The organism is Gordonia sp. WA4-43, from assembly GCF_020520305.1.
GTDB lineage: Bacteria > Actinomycetota > Actinomycetes > Mycobacteriales > Mycobacteriaceae > Gordonia > Gordonia hongkongensis.
The window spans coordinates 1,920,903-1,947,252 of sequence record NZ_CP084736.1 but is presented as its reverse complement, the minus strand read 5'-3'; the positions used below and the strand labels follow the sequence as shown (position 1 = coordinate 1,947,252).

The following is a 26,350-nucleotide window of genomic DNA, read 5'->3' as shown; positions in this document are numbered from 1 at the left end:
TCAGCTCTCCTCGATCGCGAACAGATGGCACGGTTGCGTGCCCACCGTCACCGCGGCCGCCCGGTCGGCCGGAGTCAGCAACGCCTGGTCTTCCTGCGGGATGAGGCTGACCCCCGGCGCGCGCTGGAACTCCACCATCGTGGCGTCGAAGACCTCGTCGCTCATCCCGGGCAGGTCGGCGCGCAGATCGGTGACGAGGACGAAGTCGCCCGCTGTGGCGGCCCGGGCGCGGTAGGCGGCCGCGATCTGGTCCCGGGGATCGACGGTGGACGACGCCGGGTCGGACGTAGCCGTTGCGATCGGGGTCCCGGGCTCCTCGTGGGTGGGGCGTCGGGGACGGCCGAACACCTCGTGGAGACGGAGGTCCTCGTCGTCGAGGTACCGGGCGAGGCCGGCGAGGACCGCGTACATGGCCTTCGTCGGTGCGGTCGACCTCTTCGGTGGCTCGGATGTCAGTTCGGCCGCGCACCAGGCCCACCCGCGGTCGGTCAGGGTGTGGAAGTACGCGCGGCGCGCGCCGAGTCGAGAGTCGACGAGGCCGAGGGCGTTGAGATGGTTGCGAGCAGGCTTGTCCAGCGCTGCACCGAACTCCTTCAACTCTGGGTTGGAGAGCTCTCGGGACTCGGCCAGCAGGACGAACAGCGCCGCACTCTGGATCGGCGTCAGCTGGGCGTGGTCCACGGATGCTCCTCGCGGGTCGAAGGGGGTCGGTCGGGCGTCGGTCGGGACGGCGCCGGGTGTCGGGAGCGCTCGGCGATCACGGCGGCCAGCTCTGCGACGACAAGGGACGTGTCGTCGAGAACGTGGTCGTTCGTGTAACGCAGAACGAGGTACCCGGCACGCTGAAGCATGTTGTCGCGACGTCGATCTCGCGCGTACTTTACCGGGCCGCGATGATCCGCGCCGTCGACCTCCACGACCACGCGTTCACTCGGCCACAGCAGGTCGACGATCACCGCGGGGTGGAGCGGATCGAGGTCGCGCGGACTCCGGTTCCACTGTCGGTCGCGAGCCCACGGTGCACGCGCGAGGGCGCGTTCGAGGGTTTGCTCGGCATCGCTGTGCGGTGCCGGTCTCCCCGACGGACGGGAGGCGACGAGGACGGGTCTCGCCGAGGCCGATGACGGATCGGGCAGCGCCTCCACCGGACCGGACGGCGGGAATCGCCGCCCCGCGGGTACCCCGATCCGGATGGCCGGCACCCTGGTGACCGCGGGCAGGGCGTCGGCGGTGAGCCACACGGTGAGGGCCGCGCGGTCGGCCAGCCATTCGTACGCGGCGGCCGCCGCGTGCTGGGCCCGCTCGGCCAATGTGGTGTCCGCGCGCACGGCCAGGACCACGGAACCCCGTCCGTATCCCCGTCGCAGGAGGAATGTCAGCGCGGCCGCCCGGGCGTCGTCGGCGGGGCCGGGGCCGGGACGTCGCGCGCCGGCGGCCGCACGGGCCAGATGGATGACGGCGGGCGAGGGGAAGCCGGCGTCCCGGCACAGCAGGCGCGCCGTGGCCTCGGCGTCGTCGGCGTCGACCGGCAGGCCCGGCTCATGGCCCGGGAGCCAGACCGGGAAGAGGGCGACGACGATGTCCTCGAGCGCGTCGAGGACCTCCCGGACGACCTCCCGGGCGTTGCGATCGCCGGGCCCGCGATGGTCCAGGAACACCGGTAGGTCAGCCGAGACCGAGTCGACGAGGTCGGCCAGGGCGAGGCCGTCGACGTCATCGACACGTAGCACGTGCCCGGGACGCACGGCCGCGTCGAGAGCTGACGGGCGGATGTTCATCGACGCCGACGATATCGCCCGAACCCGACAGCCGCCCGGTGGTCACGGGTGATCTGTGGACCGCCACCACCGCTCGACGGCAGTCCACCGACCGCGGATTGGACCTTGTGGTGCCCGCGGGCACTGCGTTTGACTGGACGTCGACGGCCGCAGGGCGTCGTTGGACCCTGGCGACCGGTGAGGAGGATTCTGTGGGTGCACCGCGAGCCATCGGCCGGCCGGTGGCTCGCTCGAACCTCGGGGTGAAGCAACTTGTCACGCTGCTCGGTGAGTGGGAGAGCGCCTACGCGGCCTACGCGGCCCTCGCCGCCCGCATCCGACTCCTCATCGACGACGGCCGGATCGCGACATACACGCGGTTGCCCGCCGAGCGAATCCTCGCCGATGCGCTCGGGCGGAGTCGGACCACGGTGGTGTCGGCGTACGGAGCGCTGCGCGAGGCCGGCTATCTGGTCAGCGTCCGGGGATCCGGCTCCGTCGCGATGCTCCCGCGGAGGGGTCCGGGCGCGGTTGCCGAGATCGACTTCGCGCACGCCGTTCCCGAACCGGTGCCCGGTCTCGAGGCGATCATCGAGCGGGTCACGGGCAATGTGCCCGACCTGCTGCGCCGGCCCGGACTCGACCTGGTGGGCGATCCGCTGCTACGCCGACGAATCGCCGATCGATACACCGACCGCGGACTGCCCACGACCCCGGCGCAGATCGTGGTGACCCTCGGTGGGCAACACGCCATCGCACTCGTCGCGCGGACCCTGCTCCGACGAGCCGACCGGGTGGTCGTCGAGACCCCGACCTATCCGCACGCCTACGAGGCGATCGCCGAGGCCGGCGGACGGCTCGTGTCGACGCCGGTCACCGCGGCCGGTTGGGACATGGACCACTTCCTCGAGATCCTCAACCGGATGCGACCCGAGATGGCTTATTGCATACCGGATTTCCAGAACCCGACGGGCGCCTCGATGCCGTCCGCCCATCGAGAGCGACTCGCCGACGCGGCGCGCCGGGCCGGGACCGCGCTGCTCGTCGACGAGACGACTGCCGAGCTCGACATCGATCGTCGGACGGACCATTTCCCGTTCGCCGCGCATGCGCCGGTGAGGTCCTCGGTGCCGGTGGTGACGATCGGATCGCTGGGCAAGACGGTGTGGAGTGGATTGCGGGTGGGATGGATTCGTGCCGACGAGGACATCGTCGACCGGATCGTCCGACGGCGACCCGCCGGTGACCTCGGTTCGCCGATCATCGACCAGCAGATCGCCGCCGAGGTCTTGGCCGGTTACGACGACCTGCTCGCGGTTCGTTCCGCGCAGCTTCGTATCGGCCGGGACACGCTCACCGGACTTCTACGAAATCATCTGCCGGAGTGGGAGATTCCCGACGTCAACGGTGGGTTGGCGATGTGGGTCGGGCTCGGGGCGCCGCTGAGTTCCGCGCTCGCGGCCGCCGCCCTGAACCGAGGTGTGCGGATCAGCGCCGGACCGAAATTCGGCGTCGACGGGGCGCACGAACGCTACATCCGCGTTCCGTTCACCGAGGATGCCGACGACCTCGCCGCCGGCGTCGACGTGTTGCGGGACGTATGGGCATCACTTGATCGCCCGGGGGCACCGGACGCGTTGACGCGCCCGGCGTGAGAGATACCGACCGTCGCGGACTGCGTGTCGTCGCCGCACCGCACTTCTCGGCGGTGTGCCGAATGATGCTGTCCGTCGGCGATGCCGTCGCCGGACCCCGGCACCGGCCCGCGGGAGAAAATCAGTGGCGCCGCCCGGCGGAGTCGCGTCACCATGGGCGGGCAATTGAGTCCACGGATGCGCGGTTGGCATCTACCACCAGGTCGTGATCGGCGATTGAATGCCGGCAGACCATGTTCCGGCGTCAGGAGGTCGTCATGACCGCACTGCTCCTCGCGATCGTCTGCGGCATCATCCTGCTCGTCGTCGTCGTCGCCCGCACGTTGATCGTCACCATCCGCGACGAGCGGGGACGGGTGCCGTATCGCCCCGCGTACGACACCCGACGTCCGACGATGTGACGAGGCGGGTGGGTAACCGCGGCTACTCCGCCCGTTTGAGCACCGCGAGCACGGTCAGGAGCAGGATCTTGACGTCGAGCCAGAGTGACCAGTTCTCGATGTAGTAGTTGTCCCACTCGGCGCGGTCGGCGATGGAGGTCTGACCGCGCAGGCCGTGCACCTGCGCCCAGCCGGTGACCCCGGCCTTCACCCGGTGGCGTTCGCCGTATCGCCGGATCTGCACCTCGAACAGCGAGACGTACTCGGGACGCTCCGGGCGTGGACCCACGAGACTCATGTCCCCGCGGATCACGTTGAGCAGCTGGGGTAGTTCGTCCATCGACGTCGAGCGCATGATCTTGCCGATCCTGGTGCGGCGGTCGACGCCCTCGACGCCGCCGGGAGCGCTGCCCTCGGTCGGCCGGAACTTCTCCGCGGCGGGGTCCTCGGGCCGCATCGAGCGGAACTTCAGGCAGTTGAACACCCGCGCGTCGCGACCCACCCGCGGCTGGGCGAAGAAGATCGGGCCCGGCGAGCTCAGCCGGACCAGCAGCATGAGCGTGAAGAACAGCGGTGAGATCGCGGCGAGGATCAGGGCTCCGACCACCCGGTCCCCGATGTGTTCGGTCCGGAACTGCCACCCCCGCGGGTTGGTGTGCGGGACCGACATCAGGGGCAGCCCGCCGATGTGATCGACCCGACTGCGGCGTCCGACGACGTCGAACATGCGCGGCACGATCCACACCTTCACCCCATGCCGGTGGGCGATACGGACGGCGGCGGTGAGCCTTTCGACATTGGTGACCGCGAAGGCCACGACCAGGACCTCGGCCTTCGTCGCCCGGATCGCGTCGTCGAGTTCGTCCACCCCGCCGAGCTGCGCGATCTCGTTGGTGGGTCCCTCGTCCCGATCGGCGCGGGGTGGCGCGCCGGCGGCCAGGATGCCGACCGGCCGGAGACCGTGCTCCGGCGCGGCCACCATGCGGCCGACGACCTGTGCGGTGATCGGCCCGTCGCCGATGATCAGCGTGGGGGACAGCAGATGACCGTTCTTGCGCAGGCTCCGCTGGATGATGTCGCGGATGAGACGACCGAACGGAACCCAGAACAGCGCCGACACCCACACCTTGGTGACCGCGGCGCCGGGTCTGTCGTCGGAGTAGGGGAGGAGCAGAGAACACAGCAGGATCATCGCGGTGATCGTGCACCCGGTCATGACCCGGCCGACCTCGTCGAGGAACCGGCGATTGAGCCCCCGACGGTAGACCCCGCGCAAGGAGAAGACGATCACGAGGATCGGCACGAAGGTGATGAGTGTCCACAACGGCGGGTTCGCGCCGCTGCCACTCCTCACCCACCAGATCCCGGCGGCCACCGCGATCGTCGCGGACAACACGTCGATCGACACGGTCACGATCGTGCTCAGGGGATCGTCGCGGATCAGCTCGTGAAAGGTGCGCCGACCGTTGGGCGACGAGTACACCGGGGTGCGCCTCGTGGTCTGCGGGAACTCGGCCTGCGATACACGGGTCGACAAGTCCACTCCATCCGAAAGAACAGCCCCCCGTCCGGTCGCCGCGGCGTAGAGCGCCGGCAGGTCCCCGACATCGACGTAACCGAGCCCGACCGCCGACGACGGGGCATCCGGGCCCGTCGAACCCGCGCCGCCGAGCACGCACGGAATGTCGAGGCGCCGGGCGACCGCCGCGACGAGTTCGACGTTCTTGCGGGGTTCGACGGTGCCGATCTGCATCACGAAGCGTTCCGGCAGATCGTATTTCGCCCGAACCCGTTCGACATCGGCCGGCGCGGGTGGGCGGGCCCAGTCGGCGGGCGCGAGTTCGGTGACGTGGGCATCCCGTCCGCAGGTCTCGCGGATTCGTTCGGCGGTGAAGTCGGAGACGGCGATCAGCACGTCGGCCCGACGGAGGGTCGAGCGGACGAGTACGGATTCGCCCGCGGCGCGAAACCGGCTCGACGCGGACGGCATGTCGAGCACCGACAGGTCGTGCACGGTCGCGACCGTGGTGGCGGGGCCGGCGACCGGTAGGTCGACGTCGAGACCGTGGAACACGCCGCCCGAGCGGGTGGGGAGTACGCCGAACACCGCCCGTCGGACACCGTCGGCGACGGGACGCTCCACCGGGGTGATCGCCGGGGGCAGTTCGCCGACCGCGTCGGTCTGCACGACTGCGGACAGGGCGGCGCCGTCGACGTGGCCGGGCAGTGCCCTCAGGAGTTCGCGGATGTAGGTCTGGACGCCGCTGCCTCCGGGACGAAGTGCAAGCGCACCGTACGTGATTCGTGTTGTGCCGTCGCGCATCCAGCAGCTCCCAACAGTAACCAGAAGTAGAAGTCGAGCGGGAAGATCTCGAAGTAGGTGGCGACCAGGCAGGCCACCATCGCCGCGACCATCGACGCACTGACACCCAGGACGAGGGCTCCATCCGGGTCGGGCATCCGGCGCGAGTACTGCACGCACCAGATGATCGCGGTCACGATCAGGGCCAGGAACAACCACAACCCGATCGGCCCGAGTTCGATGAGCAGCTTCACGTAGTAGTTGTCCGGCTGGTAGTTCTTCGACAACTGCTGCACGGTACCGCCGGCGCCGGCGGTGATCGTCCGCGTCGTGTCGCCCTGGGCCGCCGACATCGCGTCGGCCGCCGATCCGCTCGACGCCAGGCCGGTCCCGAGCGGGTGCACCCAGATGCTCGCGAAGATCTCACCCCACCCGGAGCCGCGCTGACTCAGGCTGCTCGACGAGAAGAACACCTTGGTGACGTTCGACGGCAGGAACGGCAGCGAGATGACGGCGACGACCCCGACTGCGAGCAGCGGGGTGATGAGGCGGCGGAAGCGAAGGGCCGCAAGCCAGATCACACCGACGATGAGGCCGAGGATCGCCGCCCGCACCACCGACGTGGCCATCGTGATCGCCATGACCGGCCAGCAGACGAGGAACAACCGGTTGCGCCGGCGGGCGGTGTCCGACAGCGCCACTGCTCCGCCGACGAGCAGGGCCAGCGTGACGAAGAGTCCGAAACCGAAGGGCTGATTGAACGTGCTGAACGTCCGGAACAGCGGACCGCTCGTCCGCACCTGCTCGCCGAAGGTGTAGCCGAGTTCGACCAGCCGCGCCGGCCCCAGGAGCTGCTGGCCGATGCCCACGAGGGTGGTGAGCACCCCGAGCGCCATGATGATCGAGACCAGTCGGTCGCGGTCGAGCGTGTCGAACGGCGTCAGCCAGAGCGCGAGGACCACGAAGAGGTAGAAGAAGGTGACCTTGACGCCGTACAGCCCGATGGGGCCGTAGACGTAGAGCGCCGACACGACCCCGAACGCGACCAGCACGGCCGCGGCCGGCCACCACGGCAGCTGCAACGGCGGGTCCGTCCGGTCGGCGGGCCGGACCCGGCGATTGGCCGCGCAGATCAGCGTCAGCGCGAGGACGCCCTCCTTCCACGCCGAGGCGACGCCGGGCAACGGGGCGATGTCGAGGAGACCGTCGAGGGGGGTGAGCGCGGCCAAGACCAGGAGACCGCGTTGCGGACGCCGGTAGATGACGGCGACGAAGGCGACCGCGAGGACGAGGGCGACGAGTGCAGCGACCACGACCGGGAGGTGCGCCACGCCGACCTGCCTTCCACGTGCCCCCGTGGTCTGTTCGAGCCCCCAGACCAACCATGGTGGCATCTCCGGGCTCCGTTTGTCCGGGGCAACACGGACACATGTCGCCCCGGACACGCCGGGAGGCCGCCGGCCGCAGGTCAGTGACCCGAGATGCGACGTGCCCGTCGCGGGCGGGTTCGGTCGGGCCCGGATTCGGTTGTGAGAAGGCGTGGTTGCGGGCGCGGGGGATCCAGGAGTTGCGGCATCCCCTTCACCGGCTGGTGCATCGGGAGCAGGGTGTAGCCGTCTTCCCACGGGAGGTGGCCGTGGTCGTCGGGCCAGACCACCTGCAGTTTCGGGTGGTCGGGGAACAACAGGTTGGCCAGGAGCAGCTCGTCGTGGTCGAGTTGCTCGATGAGTCGGACGGTCACGGCGACCGTCTGCAACGGGATGTCGGACTGCGCGGCGACGAGATCACGCCAGTCCTCCTGGTGGAGCAGGGCGCCCAGTTCGTTCAGCACGTGCGTCGCGGTCAGGGGATCGACGCCGTAGATCGAGAGCTCCGGGATCGAGTGCAGCGAGAGTCCGGAGGTGTAGGAGAATCCGCACTCGGTTCGAGCACCTGCAGGCGGTGCGTCGAACTCGGCGTCCGCCTCGCCGACCGAGGTCACCTGCCAGCCGCAGCGCCGGATGGTCTCGATGGTGGAACGGATGAGCGGATTGGGATGCCACCGGGGCAGACCTCGGATCGCGGCAGCGTGGTCTGACATGGATCGCTCCTTTGTTCGACGGGTGCGAACATCAGAACACGAGGCCCCGACAATTCTCCCGACGCCGCAGCCGGTGAGGCGGGCGTCAGGTGTTCGCCGTGCGTCGGATGCCGAACACGGTGAACAGGGCCGCGCACGTGGCGAAGACGACCAGCAGTGCGAGCCCGATCGTGTAGCTGTGGGTGGTCGCGTCGTAGGTGGCCCCCATGACCATGGGCGGGAAGAAGCCGCCGAGCCCGCCGAGGGCACCCACGATCCCGGTGACCGAACCGACCCGCTCGGCGGGCGCGGCCTGCGCGACCCAGCTGAAGACCGACCCCGAACCGAGTCCCATGCAGACCGCCATCAGGACGAAGTCGAGACCGGCGGGTATCTCGAGGGGCGGCTTGGTGATCATCCACACGGCGAGCACGGCGGCACCGCCACAGGAGATCACGGTGATGATGCGCGGTCCGAAGCGATCGGACAGGACACCGCCGACGGGCCGGGCGATGACGGCCGCGATCGCGAAACCGGCGGTGCGCGTGCCGGCCGCCTGGAGGTCGAAGTCGTAGACGTCCTTGAGGTAGGTCGGCAGGTAGGTGCTGAAGGCGACGAAGCCGCCGAACGCCGCAGCGTAGAGAAAACCGAGCTGCCAGGTGATCGGCAGTTTGGCCGCACCGATCAGTTTGGGGACCACCGAGTCGTGGGACGCGGCCCACCTGGGTGAGTCGCGCATGAACAACCAACAGACCACGGCGACCACCGCGAGCGCGACGGCGATGATGATGTGCGTCGCGATGTATCCGAACCACGACACGAACCGGGGGGTGAAGAAGGCCGACAACGCCGTCCCGCCCATCCCGGCTCCGAAGACGCCGGTCGCGAACCCGCGCCGGGACTTGTCGTACCAGGCGTTCACGAAGGGGATGCCCACGGCGAACGTCGTCCCGCCGACGCCGAGGAAGAAGCCGGCGACGAGCAGCAACGCGTAGCTGTCGAAATGTCCGGCGGCGGCGACCAGCAGGACGAACGGAATGGTGGCGACCAGCAGAACGGTGAACATGAGGCGGCCGCCGAAGCGGTCGGTCAGTGCGCCGGTCAGGATTCGCCCGAGCGAGCCGACCAGGATCGGGATGGCGACGAGGATCGACTTCTGGGTGGCGCTCAGGTCGAGTTGGTCGGTGTAGACGACCCCGAGCGGACCGATGAGGTTCCAGGCCCAGAAGCTGATCGTGAACGCGAGTGTCGCGAGAGCGAGGTTCGTGGTCTGCGCACGCGAGCTGATGGCGGGCGTCGTGGTGTCGGTGCTCATCGATCACGATCCTTCACTCCGACGGGCGCCCACCCCGGCCGATGGGGCTGGTTACCCGGCGCGACACGTCGGTCGCGGCTTCGGTACACGATGTAGGGACGGAAGAGGTAGTGCACCGGCGCGGTGAAGATGTGCACCAGCCGGGTGAAGGGGACCATCGCGAATAGGAGCATCCCGATCAGGATGTGCACGTGGAAACGCAAGGGCGCCGCCGCCATCGCCGTGACGTCCGGTTGCAGCACGAACAGTGAACGGAACCAGGGCGAGACGGTCTCGCGGTAGTTCACGCCGGGCGCGTGCGGGTCGAGCGTGCCGATCAGCGTGATGTAGGTGCCTGCCACCAGCGCCGTGACCAGCACCAGGTACATCGCCTTGTCGTTACGCGTGGTGGCCATGAACACCGGGCCGACGGTCCGCCTGCGGTACACCAGCATCGCGACCCCGACGAGGGTGGCGACGGCCGCCAGGATCCCGAAACCCCCGGCACCCCAGTGGTACAGCGTCTCCGAGACGCCGATGGCCTCCGTCCACGACTCCGGGATCAGCAATCCGATCGCGTGGCCGATGATCACCACGAGCACGCCGTAGTGGAAGAGCGGCGACGCTATCCGCAGGAGGCGGGACTCGTAGAGCTCCGATGACCGCGTCGTCCACCCGAACTTGTCGTAGCGATAGCGCCAGATGGTTCCACCGATGAGCAGTCCTAGCGTCGCGTAGGGCACCACGCCCCACAGGAAGATGTCCACGGGTCACCTCACGCTCGGGTCGGGTTGATCGGCAGCAGGCGGGGGTCGAAGGGTTCCAGGCCCACGGTCTCCGTCGGTGCGGGTGCGCACATCGCGAGCGCCGTGGCCCGGTCGGGTGGGGAGGGACTGGGCAGGGTGGCGCACACCGCCGCCACCGCGCCGGCGTACGGCGACTCCGCGCCGAGCAGGGCGAACCGGATCAATTCCAGTGCTGCACGGTGCTTCTCGAGCAGCTCGACGCCGCGGCCCGGATCGGCCCGCGCGCTGAACTCGAGCACGATCGGCAGATGGTCGGGCAGTTCACCGCGCAGGTCCACGAGAAATCCACTGTCGCGGTAGGCCTGCTTGAACTCGCCCAGCGACGCGCCCCGACGCCGGGTGTCGCCGTCGGACCAGTACGACAGGTAGAGCGTGTGCCGTTTGGACAGGTCGAACACGTCGATGTACTCGCGGCGGAGGGCAATGGGTTCGCCACCGCCGAGGTGATCGACGGTCTGTCGCAGCAATTCTGTCGCGCGGGAGTCGTCCTGTTCGGCGAGGGCGGCCCGCATCAGATCGACGCGGCCGAGGACCTCGTCGTCGGGGTAGCTCAGACACCAGGACGCGATCAACCGTATGACGGTGCCCTCGTCGGTCGCCCGCGAGCGACGCGCGAACAACCGTGGTCCCCTCATCGTGCTTCCTCGTCGGGAGTCGACGGCCCGGGTACGCGTTCGGGGAACAGACCCGGTGGGGCCCCGTTCCCGTCCCAGTTGAGGAGGTTGGTCCGGCCCGCCATCGTGTGATCGCCGGCCGCGGTGTCGGTGGTCTGACGCTGACGCAGCGCATGGAACGTCTCCACCGACACCGGCGCGGGACGACCGCTGGCCTCGCCGAACGGCGACGAGTCGAACATGCCCGGGCCCTCGTCGTAGTCCAGTGAGCAACCCATCTCGTCGAGTTTCTCAGCCTGTTCCAGATGAGCCGTGGGGATCACGTAGCGCTCTTCATATTTCGCGATCGCCATCAGGCGGTACATCTCGTACACCGCCTCCTCGGTCATCCCCACCGCGGCCGGTATTCCGGCGTCGGGTTCACGGCCCAGGGTCACGTCGCGCATGTACGAGCGCATGGCGGCCAAGCGGCGCAACACCGTGTCGATGACGACCGTGTCACCGGCGGTGAACAATTCGGCCAGGTACTCCACCGGAATCCGAAGGGCCTCGATCGCGCCGAACAGCGTTCCCGCGCCCTCGGCGTCGTGACCCTGCTCGGCGAGCAGGTCGACGATCGGCGACAGCGGTGGGACGTACCAGACCATCGGCATCGTGCGGTATTCCGGGTGCAGCGGGAGCGCGACACGGTACTTCTTCGCCAGCGCGTAGACCGGCGATCGGCGCGCGGCCTCGAGCCAGTCGTCCGGGATGCCGTCGCGTCGAGCGGCGGCGATCACGTCGGGATCCTCGGGGTCGAGCATCAGATCGAGTTGCGCCTCATACAGATCGCGATCATCGGGGACCGAGGCGGCCGCCGTCACGGCATCGGCGTCGTAGAGGAAGATGCCCAGGTAGCGAAGCCGGCCGACGCACGTCTCGGAACACACCGTCGGCTGCCCGACCTCGATGCGCGGGTAACACAGCGTGCATTTCTCGGCCTTGCCGGATTTGTGGTTGAAGTAGATCTTCTTGTACGGGCAGCCCGTGATGCACTGCCGCCAGCCGCGGCAGCGGTCCTGGTCGACGAGCACGATGCCGTCCTCGCTGCGTTTGTAGATCGCACCGGAGGGGCACGACGCCATGCATGACGGATTGAGGCAGTGTTCGCAGATCCGCGGCAGATAGAACATGAAGGTCTGCTCGAAGCCGAACTTCACCGCGTCCTCGGACTCGCGCCGGAGCTTTTCGACGATGGGGTCGCGCTCGGCGAGTTCCGGTGCACCGCCGAGGTTGTCGTCCCAGTTCGCCGACCAGGTGACCTTGGTGTCCTTGCCGGTGAGCAGGGACTTGGGACGGGCGACCGGGAAATCGTCGCCGAGCGGGGCGTCGATGAGGGTCTGGTAGTCGTAGGTCCAGGGTTCGTAATAGTCCTCGATGGTCGGCTGGACCGGACTCGCGAACAGGGTCAACAGCTTCCGCACGCGGCCGCCGGCGCGCAGGCGCAGCCTGCCGTTGCGGTTGAGGACCCAGCCGCCCTGCCAGGTCTCCTGGTCGTCGTACCGTCGCGGATACCCCTGTCCGGGACGGGTTTCGACGTTGTTGAACCACACGTACTCGGTGCCGGACCGATTGGTCCACGCCTGCTTGCAGGTCACCGAGCAGGTGTGGCACCCGATGCACTTGTCGAGGTTCATCACCATCCCGACCTGGGCCATGACCCGCATCAGTACGTCACCTCCTGGCTGCGTTTGCGGATGGTCGAGACCATGTCGCGTTGATTGCCGGTCGGTCCGAGATAGTTGAAGGCGTAGGACAACTGGGCGTAACCGCCGATGAGGTGGGTCGGTTTCACCAGCAGCCGCGTCGGCGAGTTGTGGATGCCGCCCCGGCGGCCCGTCGCCTCCGACTTCGGGACGTCGATCGTGCGTTCCTGGGCGTGGTGGACGTAGCAGACCCCGGCCGGCATGCGATGGCTGACGATTGCACGGCACACGAAAACGCCGTTGGCGTTGGTGCATTCGATCCAGTCGTTGTCGGCGACGTCGATCGAGGCGGCGTCCTGGGGACTCAGCCAGGCGATGGGCCCGCCGCGGGAAAGCGACAACATGAATAGGCTGTCCTGATACTCGGAATGGATCGACCACTTGGAATGCGGCGTCAGGTACCGCACCGTGATCTCCCGCGACCCGTCGGCGCCGAGCTTGGGTTCGCCGAACAGGCGGTGCATGTCCAGCGGCGGCCGGTAGATCGGGAGCGACTCGCCCATGTCGATCATCCAGTCGTGGTCCAGATAGAAGTGCATCCGTCCGGTGAGCGTGTGAAACGGCTTGAGCCGCTCGATGTTCACCGTGAACGGGGCGTACCGGCGGCCGCCGGTCTCCGACCCGGACCACTCCGGCGACGTGATCACCGGCACGGGTGCCTTCTGGGTGTCGGCGAAGCGGATGCGCTTCTCCTCCGAACCGCGCGCGAGGTCGTCGAGGCGGAAGCCGACGCGTTGCTGCAGCTGTTCGAAGCCGGCCACCGCGAGTTCGCCGTTCGTGGTCCCCGACAACGTCAGGATCGCCTCGGCGAGTTTCTCGTCGGTGTCGATGGCCGGTCGGCCGTCGCCGGCGCCGCCGAGCATCACGCCGTTGGTTTCGCCGAGTGTGCGTGTTTGTTTCTCGAGCGGGTAGGTCACGTTCTTGACGGTGAAGCCGAGGGTGTCCGCGAGCGGTCCGATGGACGCCAGCTTGTCCGCGATCGCGGTGTAATCCCGTTCCACCACCGTGAAGTTCGGCATGTTCCGGCCTGGCTGTCCGACAACGCCGTCGTGTCGCCAGTCCAGAACCCGGCCGTGCGGTTGTGCAACCTCACCCGGGGTGTCGTGCTGCAGGGGGACGCTGACGAGATCGCGCCGTGTACCGAGGTGGGTGCGTGCCAGGTCCGACAGCTTGCGTGCGAGCCGGTGGAACAGGTCGAAGTCGGACTTCGCCTCCCACGGCGGGTCGATCGCCGGCGTGAACGCGTGGACGAACGGGTGCATGTCCGTCGAGGACAGGTCGTGCTTCTCGTACCAGGTCGCAGCAGGCAGAACGATGTCCGACAGCAGCGTGGTCGAGGTCATCCGGAAATCCGCCGACAGCAGCAGGTCGAGCTTCCCCTCCGGAATGTCGTCGTGCCAACGGATCTCGGCAGGCCTCGGGGTCTCGGGTTTCTCGGCGCCGAGTACGTTGTGGTGGGTGCCGAGCAGGGTCCGGAGGAAGTACTCGTTGCCCTTCGCCGACGAACCGAGCAGGTTGGATCGCCACAGCACGAGGGTCCGGGGCCAGTTCTCCGGTGCGTCGACGTCGGTGATCGCGGGTGTCAGTTCGCCGTTCTGCAGACGCTCGGCGACGTAGGACGCCGGATCGGCGGCGTCACCGCGGTCGACCGCAGCGGTAGCCTCGTCGGCGACGTCGAGAGGGTTGGTGGAGAACTGGGGATAGAAGGGCATCCAGCCGAGCCGCGCCGACTGGGCGATGGCGTCGGCGGTGTGCTCGTGGTCCATCGTGCCGCGCGACAGCGGAGAGGCGAGTGAGGATGTCGAGTATCCGTCGTTGCGCCATTGCCCGGTGTGCATGTACCAGTACGAGGTCCCGGTCATCGTCCGCGGCGGGCGCGTCCAGTCCAGCGCGTTCGCCAGCGAGATCCAGCCCGTGATCGGACGACACTTCTCCTGCCCGACGTAGTGCGCCCAACCGCCGCCGTTGCGGCCCATGCATCCGGTGAGGATGAGCAGGGACAGGATCGCCCGATAGGTCGCGTCACCGTGAAACCACTGGCAGATCCCGGCGCCCATGATGATCATCGAGCGGCCGCCGGATTCTTCGGCGTTGGCGGCGAATTCGCGCGCGACGCGAATCGCCGCCGCGGCCGGCACGCCGGTGATCTCGGCCTGCCACGCCGGTGTGTACGGCGCCGATGCGTCGTCGTAGCCGGTGGGCCACTCGCCGGGGAGCCCGTCCCGGGTGACGCCGTACTGCGCGAGCATCAGGTCGAAGACGGTCGTGACGAGCCGTCCCCCGATCCGCCGCGCGGGGACACCTCGGCGGACCACGGCGCCGCTGCCGTCGGGGGCATCGAAGACCGGGAACGCGACTTCGACGAATTCGGCCGCATCGCTCATGAGTGACAGCGCGGGTTGCGCGTCGTCGAGATCGAGATTCCATCGCCCCGCACCGGAGTCGGCGTACCGGAACCCCATTGAGCCGTTGGGCACCACCGGCTCATCGCGTGCCTCGTCCCAGCACACCGTCTTCCAGACGTCCTCGGAGGCAACAACTTCCGCGCCGGGCAACTCGTCGGCGGTCACGAACTTCCCGGGAACGAATTTCCCGGGTACGTCGGTGCCGGTCGAGTCGCCGTCCGGTCCGCCCGGTTCCTCGTCCAAGTGGATCAGGAACGGGAGGTCGGTGTAGCGGCGCGCGTAGTCGTCGAAGAAACGGGTCGAGCGCCGGACGAAGAACTCGGTGAGGATGACGTGTCCCATCGCCATCGCGAGCGCCCCGTCGGTGCCGGCCTGCGCGGGCAGCCATTCGTCGGCGAACTTGGTGTTGTCGGCGTAGTCGGGGCTGACCGAGACCACCTTGGTGCCGCGGTAGCGCACCTCGGCCATCCAGTGCGCGTCCGGGGTCCGCGTCACCGGGACGTTGGAACCCCACATCATCAGGTACGTCGCGTCCCACCAGTCCCCGGACTCCGGGACGTCGGTCTGGTCGCCGAACACCTGGGGACTGGCAACCGGCAGATCGGCGTACCAGTCGTAGAACGAGGTCATCACCCCGCCGATCAGCTGGATGAACCGGGTGCCGACGCAGTGGCTGACCATCGACATGGCCGGGATCGGGGAGAAACCCGCGCACCGGTCCGGGCCGTGGGTCTTGATCGTGTGGACGTGCGCTGCCGCGGCCATCTCGACGGCCTCGTCCCAGGAGACGCGAACGAGCCCGCCCTTGCCCCGTGCGCGCTGGTAGGAGCGTCGGCGCAGCGGGTCGCCGACGATGTCGGCCCACGCCAGCACGGGATCGCCCAGCCGGCGCTTCGCCTCGCGGAACATCTCCACCAGCACGCCCCGGGCGTACGGGTGTCGGACCCGGGTGGGGGAGTAGGTGTACCAGGAGAAGGCCGCGCCCCGCGGGCATCCGCGGGGTTCGTACTCGGGCCGGTCCGGGCCCACCGAGGGGTAGTCGGTCTCCTGGGTCTCCCAGGTGATGATCCCGTCTTTGACGTAGACCTTCCACGAGCAGGAGCCCGTGCAGTTCACGCCGTGTGTCGAGCGCACGATCTTGTCGTGGCTCCACCGATCCCGGTAGAACACGTCACCAGCGCGGCCGCCGTCCCGGAAGACGACCCGACGATCGTCGGTCTCGTCCCACTTGGTGAAGAATCTGCCGATGTCCAGCAGCGCGGTGGCTGCAGAACCCTGTACATCTTCTGACCGGGCCATGAGCGACACCCTACGGAGGGTCGGCCATTGTTTTTTCCCGAATCGCGAAGTCGATCAGATATGCCGAAATCGTTTGTGAGAAATACACCCGCCGGTCATTCGGGAAACAATTGTGGTCGCTTCGGTCAACGCGTGGCAACCGTCAACAGGATCGCCGAGTCCTCTTGTGCGGTCAGGCCGTGACGCGTCGACGGAATGGTCACCAGGTCGCCGGTGGCGCCCTCCCACCGGCCGGCCGGGTCGCCGTCCGCCGAGGTCAGGACGACATGCCCGCGCAGGACCTGCAGCGTGGCCTCGGTGGGACTGTCGTGATCCGACAGTGCCGCGCCCGCGACCAGTGCGATCACCGTTTGTCGAAGGTGGCGAGAAGAGTTGCCGTGCAACGTATGAGAGGCCCGCCGGCTCGATGCTTCGCGGGCCGAGGACAGGAGCTCGTCGACGAGCTCGGGCAGATGAGTCGAATCCACGTGTTCCACCATGACATCGCGGCGCGGCGACGAGGTGATGTTCGGTGGATCGAGGCCAGTTCGTTGTTCCGCTGTCGACCGACGCGGTGATCCTGCCGCCTGGAATAGGCCACACAATCGTTGCGAAAACACCCGGTGATGACGGGCTCGCACCCATGCGAGTCGGGCGATGAGACGGTTTCGGAAAATGGTTCCGCGAAATGGTTTGAGAATCGAACTGTCGATTCCGGACAGAACCGATCGACCGTCGGATGGCTTCGGGTCCGCGCGCCGAACTGGGGTCAGCCGAGCCGCATCCGGAGCAGACGATCGTCGCCGCCGGCCGGCCGGCCGCGTCCGTCGGTGTTGCTCGTGCCGAACCACAGTGAGCCGTCGGGCGCGGCGGCCACGACGCGCAGCCGCCCGAACTCGTCGGCGTACCTGCTCACCGGCTCGCCGGCGGCCGACTCCGTGAGCGGTATCTCCCACAGCCGCCGGCCGCGGAGCGCGGCCATGTAGGCGCGGTCGCCGATGATCGCCAGCCCGGCCGGGGACGCCTCCTGCGTGGTCCAGGTGGCGGCCGGCGCGACGAACCGCGGATCATCGGAATCGCCTTCGACCTCCGGCCACCCGTAGTTGCCACCCGGTCGGATCAGATTGAGCTCATCGCGACGGTTCTGTCCGAACTCACTGGCCCACAGCCGGCCTGCGCCGTCGAAGGCCAGGCCCTCGACGTTGCGGTGCCCGTACGAGTGGACCTCGTTGCCGAACGGGTTGCCCGGCCACGGGCGGCCATCCCGGTCCACCCGCAGGATCTTGCCGTTCAACGCGGTGACGTCCTGGGCGACCTCGGGTACGGCGGCATCGCCGACCGCGACGAACAGGCTTCCGTCCGAACCGAAGGCGAGGGCGCCGCCGTGATGGTTGTAGGCCGCGTCGAGTCCGGTGATCAGCGGTCGGGGACGGGTGAGCCGGTCGCCGTCGAAGTCCAGGCGCACCAGCCGGTTGTCGGTGGCGGTCGTGTAGTAGACGAACACCGCGCTCTCGTCGCCCGGGGCCACCGCGATGCCCTGCAACCCGCCTTCGCCGCGCGGAGCGGCGTCAGCGAACTCGCCGACGGTCCGGACCTCGCCCCCAGGGGACACCCGCACGACCGTGGCGTCGTCACGCTGGGTGACGAGGGCATCGCCGTCACCGAGGAAGGCCAGCGCCCACGGCACGTTCAGCCCGGATGCGACGGTCTCGACCGACGCGGCGTCCGCGGACGTGCCCGTCGGACCCGAGCCGGATCGATCCCGCGTCGGCGGATCGTCGGTGGCGCACCCGGTCACCAGCGACGTACCGGTGATGCCGAGCAGCCCGGCCCCGAGCAGGCCCGTTTTGAGGAGTTTGCGTCGATCCATACCCTCGATGGTGCCTGATGGTCGCCACTGCCGACCGGTGCCGATTTGGGTCTACGCTGCGGATTCCCTACACTAGACCGGTTGCCTGTGCACCTCAGGTGTCCGGGACACAACTGAATAGTCTCCGGTGCCGGCGAAAAGCCAAGGGCATCGGCGGCGAGAACCTTCAGAAACAACTATCCACTTCGTGGAAGGCCCACCGCAGGTCACCGGGATTTTCCGGCCACCGGCGCTGTATGGGAACCGCTACGAGAAAGGTTGACGGTCACCCATGACCATGACTGACCCGATCGCAGACTTCTTGACGCGTCTGCGTAACGCCAACTCGGCGTACCACGACGAGGTGACACTGCCCTCGTCGAAGATCAAGGTGAACATCGCCGAGATCCTCAAGCGCGAGGGCTACATCACCGACTACCGCACCGAAGACGCGGAGGTCGGAAAGAACCTCGTCGTCTCCCTGAAGTACGGCCCGAGTCGCGAGCGCTCCATCGCCGGTCTGCGCCGCGTCTCCAAGCCCGGCCTCCGGGTCTATGCAAAGTCCACCAACCTGCCCAAGGTTCTGGGCGGCCTCGGCGTGGCCATCATCTCCACGTCGTCGGGCCTGCTCACCGATCGCCAGGCAGCCAACCAGGGCGTGGGCGGCGAAGTCCTCGCCTACGTCTGGTAGGGGAGGTAACAACACATGTCGCGTATCGGAAAGAACCCCATCGAGATCCCCGCGGGCGTGGACGTCACCATCGACGGCCAGAACGTCACCGTGAAGGGCCCCAAGGGTGAGCTCTCGCTCACCGTCTCCGAGCCCATCTCGGTCGCCAAGGAGGACAACTCCATCGTCGTGACCCGCCCCAACGACGAGCGTCGCAGCCGCGCGCTGCACGGCCTGAGCCGTTCGCTCGTGAACAACCTCGTCGTGGGCGTCACGCAGGGCTACACCAAGAAGATGGAGATCTTCGGTGTCGGTTACCGCGTGCAGGCCAAGGGCAGCGACCTCGAGTTCGCGCTCGGTTACAGCCATCCCGTGCCGATCGAGGCCCCGGCGGGCATCACGTTCGCCGTGGAGTCCCCGACGAAGTTCTCGGTCTCGGGTATCGACAAGCAGCAAGTCGGCGAGATCTCGGCGGTCATCCGCCGCCTGCGTCGTCCGGACCCCTACAAGGGCAAGGGCATTCGCTACGAGGGTGAGCAGATCCGTCGCAAGGTCGGAAAGACGGGTAAGTAAGCCATGAGTGATTCAGCTACCAAGACAGTGCGCAAGCCGATCGGCAAGGACGTCTCGACGCGTCGTCGCAAGGCGACCGGCAACCGTCACTTCCGCCTCCGCAAGAAGGTCAGCGGAACCCCGGCCCGTCCGCGTCTCGCGGTCAAGCGCAGCTCGCGCCACATCCACGTCCAGTTGATCGACGACCTGGCCGGCAAGACGCTGGCCGCGGCATCGACGATCGAGGCCGATGTGCGTGCGGCCGGCGGCGACAAGTCCGCGCAGGCCCGCAAGGTCGGCGAGCTCATCGCCGCCCGCGCCAAGGCTGCCGGCGTCGACGCCGTCGTGTTCGACCGTGGCGGCAAGGACTACCACGGCCGGATCGCCGCGCTCGCCGACGCCGCCCGCGAGGGAGGCCTGAGCTTCTGATGACCATCTCGAACAGCTACACCCACATGACCGGAGGGAACCTCTGATGCCCGGACGTCAGCGTGACGGCGGAAACGGACCCGCCGGTAACGACAACAACCAGAACAACCAGGGCGGCGGCAACGACCGTCGCGGCGGTGGCCGCGGCGACCGTCGCGATCGTGGCGGCCGCGACCAGGACCGCAACCAGCTCGAGCGCGTGGTGACCATCAACCGCGTCTCGAAGGTGGTCAAGGGTGGACGTCGTTTCTCGTTCACCGCTCTCGTGGTCGTCGGCGACGGCCAGGGCATGGTCGGCGTCGGCTACGGCAAGGCCAAGGAAGTCCCGGCCGCGATCCAGAAGGGTGTCGAGGAAGCTCGCAAGAACTTCTTCCGCGTGCCCCTGATCGCCGGCACCGTGACCCACCCGGTCCAGGGTGAGGCCGCCGCCGGTGTCGTCATGCTCCGCCCGGCCAGCCCCGGTACCGGTGTGATCGCCGGTGGCGCGGTGCGTGCCGTGCTCGAGTGCGCGGGCGTCCACGACGTCCTCGCCAAGAGCCTCGGCTCGGACAACGCCATCAACGTCGTGCACGCCACCGTCGCGGCACTCAAGATGCTGCAGCGTCCCGAAGAGGTCGCGGCCCGCCGCGGTCTGCCGATCGAGGATGTCGCTCCGGCCGGTATGCTCCGCGCTCGCGCAGGACAGGGGGTCTGATCATGGCTCAGCTGAAGATCACTCAGGTCAAGGGCACCATCGGTACCAAGAGCAACCAGCGTGACAGCCTGCGGACCCTCGGACTCAAGGGCATCCGCCAGACCGTCACCCGCGAGGACACGCCGATCAACCGCGGCCTCATCAACGCGGTTCGTCACCTCGTGACAGTCGAAGAGGTTCAAGCATGACCATCAAACTCCATCACCTTCGCCCCGCTCCGGGGTCGAAGACCGACAAGACCCGCGTGGGTCGTGGTGAGGGGTCCAAGGGTAAGACCGCCGGTCGCGGCACCAAGGGCACCAAGGCACGCAAGAACGTGCCCGCCGGCTTCGAGGGTGGCCAGATGCCGATCCACATGCGGCTGCCGAAGCTCAAGGGCTTCACCAACCGCAACCGGATCGAGTACCAGGTCGTCAACGTCGGCGACATCGCCCGCCTGTTCCCGCAGGGCGGCACCATCGGCGTCGACGAGCTCGTCGCGGCCGGGGCCGTTCGCAAGAACAAGCTGGTGAAGGTTCTCGGCGACGGTGACCTGTCGGTCAAGGTCGACATCACCGCCGACAAGTTCACCGCCTCCGCCAAGGAGAAGATCGCCGCTGCCGGTGGCAGCGTCACCGAACTCTGACGGACACACACCGCGGTCGGGCGGCAGCATCGCTGCCGCCCGACCGGGGCGTTTCGGTGTGACTGTTAGAGTCTCAGAGGTTGTCCTGCCGGACACGCCCAAGACTGCCGCATCCCGAAAGATCATCGTCGATTGCCGAGCACACGGGGGTCGGGTCGCACCGACCCGGAACGTAGACCTCGCGTGGTCGTTACTAGGAGGAGTTAGTGCTTTCCCCCCTCTTCGCGGCCATTCGGACGCCGGATCTGAGGAAGAAGATCCTCTTCGTTCTCGGCATCATCATCCTGTATCGGCTGGGAGCGACCGTCCCGTCGCCGGGTGTCGACTACCAGGCCGTGCAGGCGTGTCTCGACGAGGTCTCGTCCGGTGAGTCGAGCTCGGTCTACTCCCTGATCAACCTGTTCTCCGGCGGCGCGCTGCTGCAGCTGTCGGTGTTCGCGATCGGCATCATGCCGTACATCACGGCGGCCATCATCGTGCAGCTGCTGACCGTGGTCATCCCGCGCTTCGAGCAACTCCGCAAGGAGGGCCAGGCCGGCCAGGCCAAGATGACGCAGTACACGCGCTACCTGGCCGTGGCCCTCGCGCTCCTGCAGTCGACGGGCATCGTGGCCCTCGCCGATCGTGGCCAGCTCCTTCCGCAGTCCTGTGCGCAGAGCGGCGAAGTCCTCAACGACCAGAGCATCTTCGGTCTCTCGATCATCGTGCTCGTCATGACCGCCGGCGCCTGTGTCGTCATGTGGTTCGGTGAGCTCATCACCGAGCGCGGCATCGGCAACGGCATGTCGCTGCTGATCTTCGCCGGTATCGCCGCGCGTATCCCCGCCGAAGGTCGCACCATCCTCAACAGCCGTGGCGGACTCGTCTTCGCCCTGGTCTGTGTCGCCGCGCTGATCATCGTCGCCGGCGTCGTGTTCATCGAGCAGGGTCAGCGCCGCATCCCGGTGCAGTACGCGAAGCGCATGGTGGGCCGCAAGATGTACGGCGGGTCGTCGACCTACCTGCCGCTGAAGGTCAACCAGGCCGGCGTCATCCCGGTGATCTTCGCCTCGTCGCTGCTGTATCTGCCGCAGCTGATCGTCGAACTCACGCGCAATCCCGATGGGACACAGTCGACCTGGCAGGAATACGTCACCAGGTATCTGACCGATCCGAGCAACGGCGTCTACATCGCCGTCTACTTCCTGATGATCATCTTCTTCACGTACTTCTACGTGGCGGTGACGTTCAATCCGGAGGAGCGCGCCGACGAGATGAAGAAGTACGGTGGATTCATCCCGGGCATCCGTCCGGGAGCGCCCACGGCCGAGTACCTCGGGTATGTGCTCAGTCGTATCACTCTGCCGGGCTCGATCTACCTCGGTATCATCGCGGTACTCCCGAACCTGTTCCTCGAGATCGGTAACAGCGGCAACGTCCAGAACCTGCCGTTCGGTGGTACGGCCGTACTGATCATGGTCGGCGTGGGTCTGGACACGATGAAGCAGATCAACAGTCAGTTGATGCAACGCAAGTACGAAGGATTCCTGAAGTGAGACTTGTCATTCTCGGCCCGCCCGGAGCAGGTAAAGGCACCCAGGCGGAGCTTTTGAGCGAAGCGCTCGGGATCCCCCACATCTCGACCGGTGACCTCTTCCGCGCCAACATCTCCCAGGGCACCGCCGTGGGTGTGGAGGCCAAGAAGTACCTCGACGCCGGCAACCTCGTCCCGTCCGAGATCACGGTGGACATGGTCCGCGCCCGCGTCGGCGAGCCGGATGCGTCGAAGGGTTTCATCCTCGACGGTTTCCCGCGCTCGACCGAGCAGGCCGACGCGCTGAACGACATCCTGGCGAATCTCGACGCCTCGCTCGACGCCGTGCTCTCGTTCGTCGTCGACACCGACGTCGTCGTGGAGCGCATGCTGGCGCGTGGCCGCGCCGACGACACCGAAGAGGTCATCCGCAACCGGATGGACGTCTACACCCGGGAGACCGCGCCGCTGCTCGCGTACTACGGCGACCAGGTCAAGACGATCGACGCGGTCGGTGACATCCAGGGCGTCCACCAGCGCGTCCTGAGCGCGCTCGGCGCCGGCGTCTCCTGACCCCGCTGCGTTCTGACCGCACAGTCTCCGACAACCGAGGAATCGCTGTAGGGCATGGGTTTTCGTAAGCGCAAGCGCGTCGTCCCCTTCCGCAGTGCGGGCGAGCTCGATGCCATGGCCGCGGCGGGCGCGGTTGTCGGGGCCGCGCTCGTCGCGGTGCGCGATGCGGCGAAGCCGGGGGTCAGCACCCTCGATCTCGACGAGGTCGCCGAATCCGTGATCCGGGGGGCCGGGGCGGTGCCCTCGTTCAAGGGCTACCACGGCTTTCCCGGATCCATCTGCAGCTCGGTGAACGACGTCGTCGTCCACGGCATCCCGTCCGCGGACGTCGTTCTCGCCGACGGCGATCTGGTGTCGATCGATTGCGGCGCCATCCTCGACGGCTGGCACGGGGACTCGGCCTGGACCTTCGGGGTCGGGGAACTGTCCACCGCCGACGAGGAACTCTCCGAGGCGACGCGGCTGTCGATGGAGGCGGGGATCGCGGCCATGGTCGACGGCGCTCGCCTCACCGACATCTCCCACGCCATCGAACTCGGTACGCGCGCCGCGGAGAAGAAGTTCGGCCGGCCCTTCGGCATCGTCGACGGTTACGGCGGACACGGCATCGGCCGCGAGATGCACATGGAACCGTTCCTGGCGAACGAGGGTGAACCCGGCAAGGGGCCGACGCTCGTGATCGGCTCCACCCTGGCCATCGAGCCGATGCTGACGCTGGGCACAACGGACACCACCGTCCTCGACGACGATTGGACAGTCGTCACCGACGACGGGTCGCGTTCCGCCCATTGGGAACATACCGTCGCGGTGACCGCCGACGGACCCCGCATCCTCACCCCGCGCCCGGTCTGACTCCACGCCAGTGCGGGATTCGTACCGGGAACCGATACGAATCGCGCACTGTGCGAATGGTGGGTTCCAGCGTCCGGCGCGTGACCGATCAACCAGATGACCGTGTGCGGCGGGTCGTGTCGTCGTACCGTTGACCATGCATTCCGACGTCTCCTGGCTCACCGTCGTGCGGCGGCTTCCGTTCACCGTCGCCCTCGCGGCGGCCCTGCTGATCGTCGGCGCGACGACCGGATCGCTGTGGGGTAGGGCGAACGACAAGTCGTGGTATCACGAGGTGGCCTTCGGGCTTCCCGCCCTTCGGGAGGGCAAGTGGTGGACGCCGGCCAGTTCCGCGTTCGTCGAACCCGGACCCTGGCTGTACCTGCTGGCGCTGGTGGCGGTCGTCGTCGGAATGGGTTGGGCCGAGTGGCAGTTGGGCACCGTGAAAGCCGTTCTGGTCGGTGTGGGCGGCCACTTGATCGCATCCCTGCTGACGGTGTTGCTGCTGTGGTTGCTGTCCTCCGAGGTGACGTCGTGGCGGTGGGCGGAGCAACTCGCCGAGTCGCGCGCCACCGGGGTGGGGGCGTTGGTGGTCTCGGCGGTCGCGGTGGCCTCGGCGACAGTGCGTTCGCCCTGGCGGCTACGTGTGCGGGTCCTGTTGGGCGCCATCGTTTCGGTCGCGTTCCTGTTCGAGGGGACCCTCGCCTCGGTCGAGTACGTCCTCGCCGCGATCGTCATGCTGATCGTGGGGGAGAAGTTCTTCGCCACCAACGAACACGGTTGGGTGCCGCGTACCCGGCGTGAGGTCCGCATGCTGGGTTGCGCTGCCCTGCTGATTATCGCGGGCGCGAACCTCCTGGTGTTCCTGTTCCCGGGCAGCGGGCCGCTCGGGCCGACCGACTCCGGGGACGACTCGGTGTTCACGATGCTCATCGGCCTCGCCGTCAACGTGCTCATCGCCGATCAACTCCGGCGGGGAAAGCGGTGGGCGTGGTGGGTAGCCGTCGTCCTCGGTGCGCTCAACGTCATCGCGACCCTCCTGGCGGTGATCCTGGTGGTCTTCACCGACGTGTCATCGGAAGGTGCGGTGACACTCGGAACCACACTCCTGTGGGTCATGGTCCTGGCCATTCTCATACCGGGCCGTTTCGCCTTCGCAGTGCCGTGGCGCGTTCGGCAGGTCGGTGCGTCCGGTTCGGACGACGATCCGGTCGGCCGCGTCAAGGAACTGCTGCGGGTGCACGGCGGCGGCACGATGTCGTGGATGACGACCTGGCCGGGCAACAGCTACCAGTTCACCGGCGCTGCGGGCGATCTCGACGACCAGTCCGTCGTGACCTACCGAAAGCACGTCGGGACCATGGTGGCCCTGGCCGACCCGGTGTGCGCACCCGAGCGGTTGGCCGACGCCGTCGACGCCTTCGTCGACCTCGCGGAGAGCGCCGGCGCGACTCCGTGCTGGTTCTCGATCGGCTCGGCGACCTCGGAGATCGTCACCGGACGCGGATGGCTCAGTGTGCAGATCGCCGAGGACACGATCGTCGACCTGTCGGGTCTGGAGTTCAAGGGCAAGCCTTGGCAGCACGTGCGATCGGCGATGAACAAGGCCACCAAGCAGGACATCTCGATGCGGATGGTCTCGCTGGCCGACGAGTCGTTCGCCGTCAAGACCCAGGTGCGCGCGATCTCGGAGGAGTGGGTGGGGGACAAGGGCCTTCCCGAGATGGGGTTCACCCTGGGCAGTGTCGAGGAGGCGATGGACCCCGCGGTCCGGGTGGCACTCGCGGTGGATCCGACGGGCAACGTGCACGGCGTGCTCTCGTGGCTACCGGTGTACGCGCCGGGTGGCGACGTCGCGGGATGGACGCTCGACATCATGCGACGCCGTACGGACGGGTTCGGGCCGGTCGTCGAGTATCTCATCGCCTCGTCGGCAGTCGCCTTCAAAGACGAGGGTGCGCAGTTCATCTCGCTGTCCGGAGCGCCGCTGGCGCGAACGGGCGACTTCGACGCCGACCCGCTCGACAAACTGCTCGACACGCTGGGCGCCGCGCTCGAGCCCTATTACGGATTTCGCTCGCTGCACACCTTCAAGAAGAAGTTCAATCCCCGCTACGAGCCCGTCTACCTGGCGTTCCGCGACGAATCCGACCTTCCGCGTATCGGTGTGGCCATCTCCAGGGCGTACCTGCCGGATGCCACTACCGGCCAGCTGATCCGGCTGGCGGCGTCACGAGGGGACTGACCCGCCCGCCCCGGCTGTGAAGGCATCGTTCACGGAAATCGCCGCCTGAGTTCACCATCCGGTCGTCTCCTACG

At 67.8% G+C, this 26,350-nt stretch carries 24 protein-coding genes and 1 pseudogene; 12 read left to right on the top strand and 13 right to left on the bottom strand.

The window, feature by feature from the left end; genetic code table 11:
• Together LEL84_RS08935 and LEL84_RS08930 are read right to left on the bottom strand one after the other, a co-directional pair.
• Complete coding sequence (locus LEL84_RS08935; protein ID WP_078113090.1) at window positions 1-681, bottom strand: MarR family transcriptional regulator; 681 nt, start codon at window positions 679-681, stop codon at window positions 1-3.
• A complete protein-coding gene (locus LEL84_RS08930; protein ID WP_226513834.1) occupies window positions 663-1,778 on the bottom strand; it encodes a DUF559 domain-containing protein in 1,116 nt (371 codons plus the stop codon). Before LEL84_RS08930 ends, LEL84_RS08935 begins: the two co-directional genes overlap by 19 nt.
• A 191-nt stretch (window positions 1,779-1,969) precedes the next feature.
• Here LEL84_RS08930 and LEL84_RS08925 point away from each other — a divergent pair, with 191 nt between their 5' ends.
• Both LEL84_RS08925 and LEL84_RS08920 read left to right on the top strand, forming a co-directional pair.
• Window positions 1,970-3,412 carry a PLP-dependent aminotransferase family protein gene (locus LEL84_RS08925; protein WP_226513833.1) on the top strand — a complete coding sequence of 481 codons (1,443 nt, stop codon included), beginning with the start codon at window positions 1,970-1,972 and terminating at the stop codon, window positions 3,410-3,412.
• Between the two features lie 257 nt (window positions 3,413-3,669).
• The gene (locus tag LEL84_RS08920) at window positions 3,670-3,813 is read left to right on the top strand and encodes a hypothetical protein (protein ID WP_226513832.1); all 144 of its coding nucleotides are present in this window, start codon (window positions 3,670-3,672) and stop codon (window positions 3,811-3,813) included.
• Window positions 3,814-3,835: 22 nt separating this feature from the next.
• On the opposite strand, the gene LEL84_RS24825 is transcribed toward LEL84_RS08920, so the two are convergent.
• From LEL84_RS24825 to LEL84_RS08870, 11 genes and pseudogenes are all read right to left on the bottom strand, one after another.
• The gene (locus LEL84_RS24825; protein ID WP_413466974.1) at window positions 3,836-5,329 is read right to left on the bottom strand and encodes a sugar transferase; all 1,494 of its coding nucleotides are present in this window, start codon (window positions 5,327-5,329) and stop codon (window positions 3,836-3,838) included.
• A 33-nt stretch (window positions 5,330-5,362) separates the two neighbouring features.
• Window positions 5,363-5,992: pseudogene (locus LEL84_RS24820) on the bottom strand (glycosyltransferase family 1 protein); the annotation flags it as partial.
• Window positions 5,993-6,024: 32 nt separating this feature from the next.
• Window positions 6,025-7,488, bottom strand: a complete 1,464-nt coding sequence (locus LEL84_RS08910; RefSeq protein ID WP_226513830.1) for an O-antigen ligase family protein — start codon at window positions 7,486-7,488, stop codon at window positions 6,025-6,027.
• 74 nt (window positions 7,489-7,562) lie between these two features.
• Window positions 7,563-8,174: a DUF4262 domain-containing protein gene (locus tag LEL84_RS08905; protein WP_058251985.1), complete on the bottom strand. Its 612-nt coding sequence runs from the start codon at window positions 8,172-8,174 to the stop codon at window positions 7,563-7,565.
• A gap of 85 nt (window positions 8,175-8,259) precedes the next feature.
• Complete coding sequence (locus LEL84_RS08900) at window positions 8,260-9,468, bottom strand: nitrate/nitrite transporter (protein WP_078113085.1); 1,209 nt, start codon at window positions 9,466-9,468, stop codon at window positions 8,260-8,262.
• Complete coding sequence (gene narI / locus LEL84_RS08895) at window positions 9,465-10,214, bottom strand: respiratory nitrate reductase subunit gamma (protein ID WP_058251983.1); 750 nt, start codon at window positions 10,212-10,214, stop codon at window positions 9,465-9,467. Before narI ends, LEL84_RS08900 begins: the two co-directional genes overlap by 4 nt.
• An 8-nt stretch (window positions 10,215-10,222) precedes the next feature.
• The gene (gene narJ, locus LEL84_RS08890) at window positions 10,223-10,888 is read right to left on the bottom strand and encodes a nitrate reductase molybdenum cofactor assembly chaperone (protein ID WP_226513829.1); all 666 of its coding nucleotides are present in this window, start codon (window positions 10,886-10,888) and stop codon (window positions 10,223-10,225) included.
• The gene (narH, locus tag LEL84_RS08885; RefSeq protein ID WP_226513828.1) at window positions 10,885-12,573 is read right to left on the bottom strand and encodes a nitrate reductase subunit beta; all 1,689 of its coding nucleotides are present in this window, start codon (window positions 12,571-12,573) and stop codon (window positions 10,885-10,887) included. Before narH ends, narJ begins: the two co-directional genes overlap by 4 nt.
• Window positions 12,573-16,316: a nitrate reductase subunit alpha gene (locus LEL84_RS08880; protein WP_226513827.1), complete on the bottom strand. Its 3,744-nt coding sequence runs from the start codon at window positions 16,314-16,316 to the stop codon at window positions 12,573-12,575. The genes narH and LEL84_RS08880 overlap by 1 nt, the downstream gene beginning before the upstream one ends.
• 125 nt (window positions 16,317-16,441) lie before the next feature.
• Window positions 16,442-16,783 (bottom strand): LuxR family transcriptional regulator, encoded by a 342-nt coding sequence (locus tag LEL84_RS08875; RefSeq protein ID WP_082652937.1) that lies wholly within the window; start codon window positions 16,781-16,783, stop codon window positions 16,442-16,444.
• 281 nt (window positions 16,784-17,064) lie between these two features.
• On the bottom strand, window positions 17,065-18,165 hold the full coding sequence (locus LEL84_RS08870) for a PQQ-dependent sugar dehydrogenase (RefSeq protein ID WP_226513826.1): 1,101 nt from the start codon (window positions 18,163-18,165) through the stop codon (window positions 17,065-17,067).
• 271 nt (window positions 18,166-18,436) lie between these two features.
• Here LEL84_RS08870 and rpsH point away from each other — a divergent pair, with 271 nt between their 5' ends.
• From rpsH to LEL84_RS08820, 10 genes are all read left to right on the top strand, one after another.
• Window positions 18,437-18,835 (top strand): 30S ribosomal protein S8, encoded by a 399-nt coding sequence (rpsH, locus tag LEL84_RS08865; RefSeq protein WP_004023571.1) that lies wholly within the window; start codon window positions 18,437-18,439, stop codon window positions 18,833-18,835.
• A 15-nt stretch (window positions 18,836-18,850) separates the two neighbouring features.
• Window positions 18,851-19,387: a 50S ribosomal protein L6 gene (gene rplF, locus LEL84_RS08860; protein ID WP_058251979.1), complete on the top strand. Its 537-nt coding sequence runs from the start codon at window positions 18,851-18,853 to the stop codon at window positions 19,385-19,387.
• Between the two features lie 3 nt (window positions 19,388-19,390).
• Window positions 19,391-19,795, top strand: a complete 405-nt coding sequence (rplR, locus tag LEL84_RS08855) for a 50S ribosomal protein L18 (protein WP_058251978.1) — start codon at window positions 19,391-19,393, stop codon at window positions 19,793-19,795.
• Window positions 19,796-19,841: 46 nt separating this feature from the next.
• Entirely contained in the window at window positions 19,842-20,489 is a 648-nt protein-coding gene (gene rpsE / locus LEL84_RS08850; RefSeq protein WP_058251977.1) for a 30S ribosomal protein S5, read from the top strand.
• Between the two features lie 2 nt (window positions 20,490-20,491).
• On the top strand, window positions 20,492-20,677 hold the full coding sequence (gene rpmD / locus LEL84_RS08845; protein ID WP_058251976.1) for a 50S ribosomal protein L30: 186 nt from the start codon (window positions 20,492-20,494) through the stop codon (window positions 20,675-20,677).
• Window positions 20,674-21,114 carry a 50S ribosomal protein L15 gene (gene rplO, locus LEL84_RS08840; protein ID WP_004023566.1) on the top strand — a complete coding sequence of 147 codons (441 nt, stop codon included), beginning with the start codon at window positions 20,674-20,676 and terminating at the stop codon, window positions 21,112-21,114. The genes rpmD and rplO overlap by 4 nt, the downstream gene beginning before the upstream one ends.
• Window positions 21,115-21,320: 206 nt before the next feature.
• Complete coding sequence (gene secY / locus LEL84_RS08835) at window positions 21,321-22,649, top strand: preprotein translocase subunit SecY (RefSeq protein ID WP_058251974.1); 1,329 nt, start codon at window positions 21,321-21,323, stop codon at window positions 22,647-22,649.
• Window positions 22,646-23,200, top strand: a complete 555-nt coding sequence (locus LEL84_RS08830) for an adenylate kinase (protein WP_004023564.1) — start codon at window positions 22,646-22,648, stop codon at window positions 23,198-23,200. Before secY ends, LEL84_RS08830 begins: the two co-directional genes overlap by 4 nt.
• 54 nt (window positions 23,201-23,254) lie before the next feature.
• Window positions 23,255-24,052: a type I methionyl aminopeptidase gene (map, locus tag LEL84_RS08825; protein WP_058251973.1), complete on the top strand. Its 798-nt coding sequence runs from the start codon at window positions 23,255-23,257 to the stop codon at window positions 24,050-24,052.
• A 136-nt stretch (window positions 24,053-24,188) separates the two neighbouring features.
• A complete protein-coding gene (locus LEL84_RS08820) occupies window positions 24,189-26,276 on the top strand; it encodes a bifunctional lysylphosphatidylglycerol flippase/synthetase MprF (protein WP_226513825.1) in 2,088 nt (695 codons plus the stop codon).
• Window positions 26,277-26,350 lie beyond the last annotated feature (74 nt).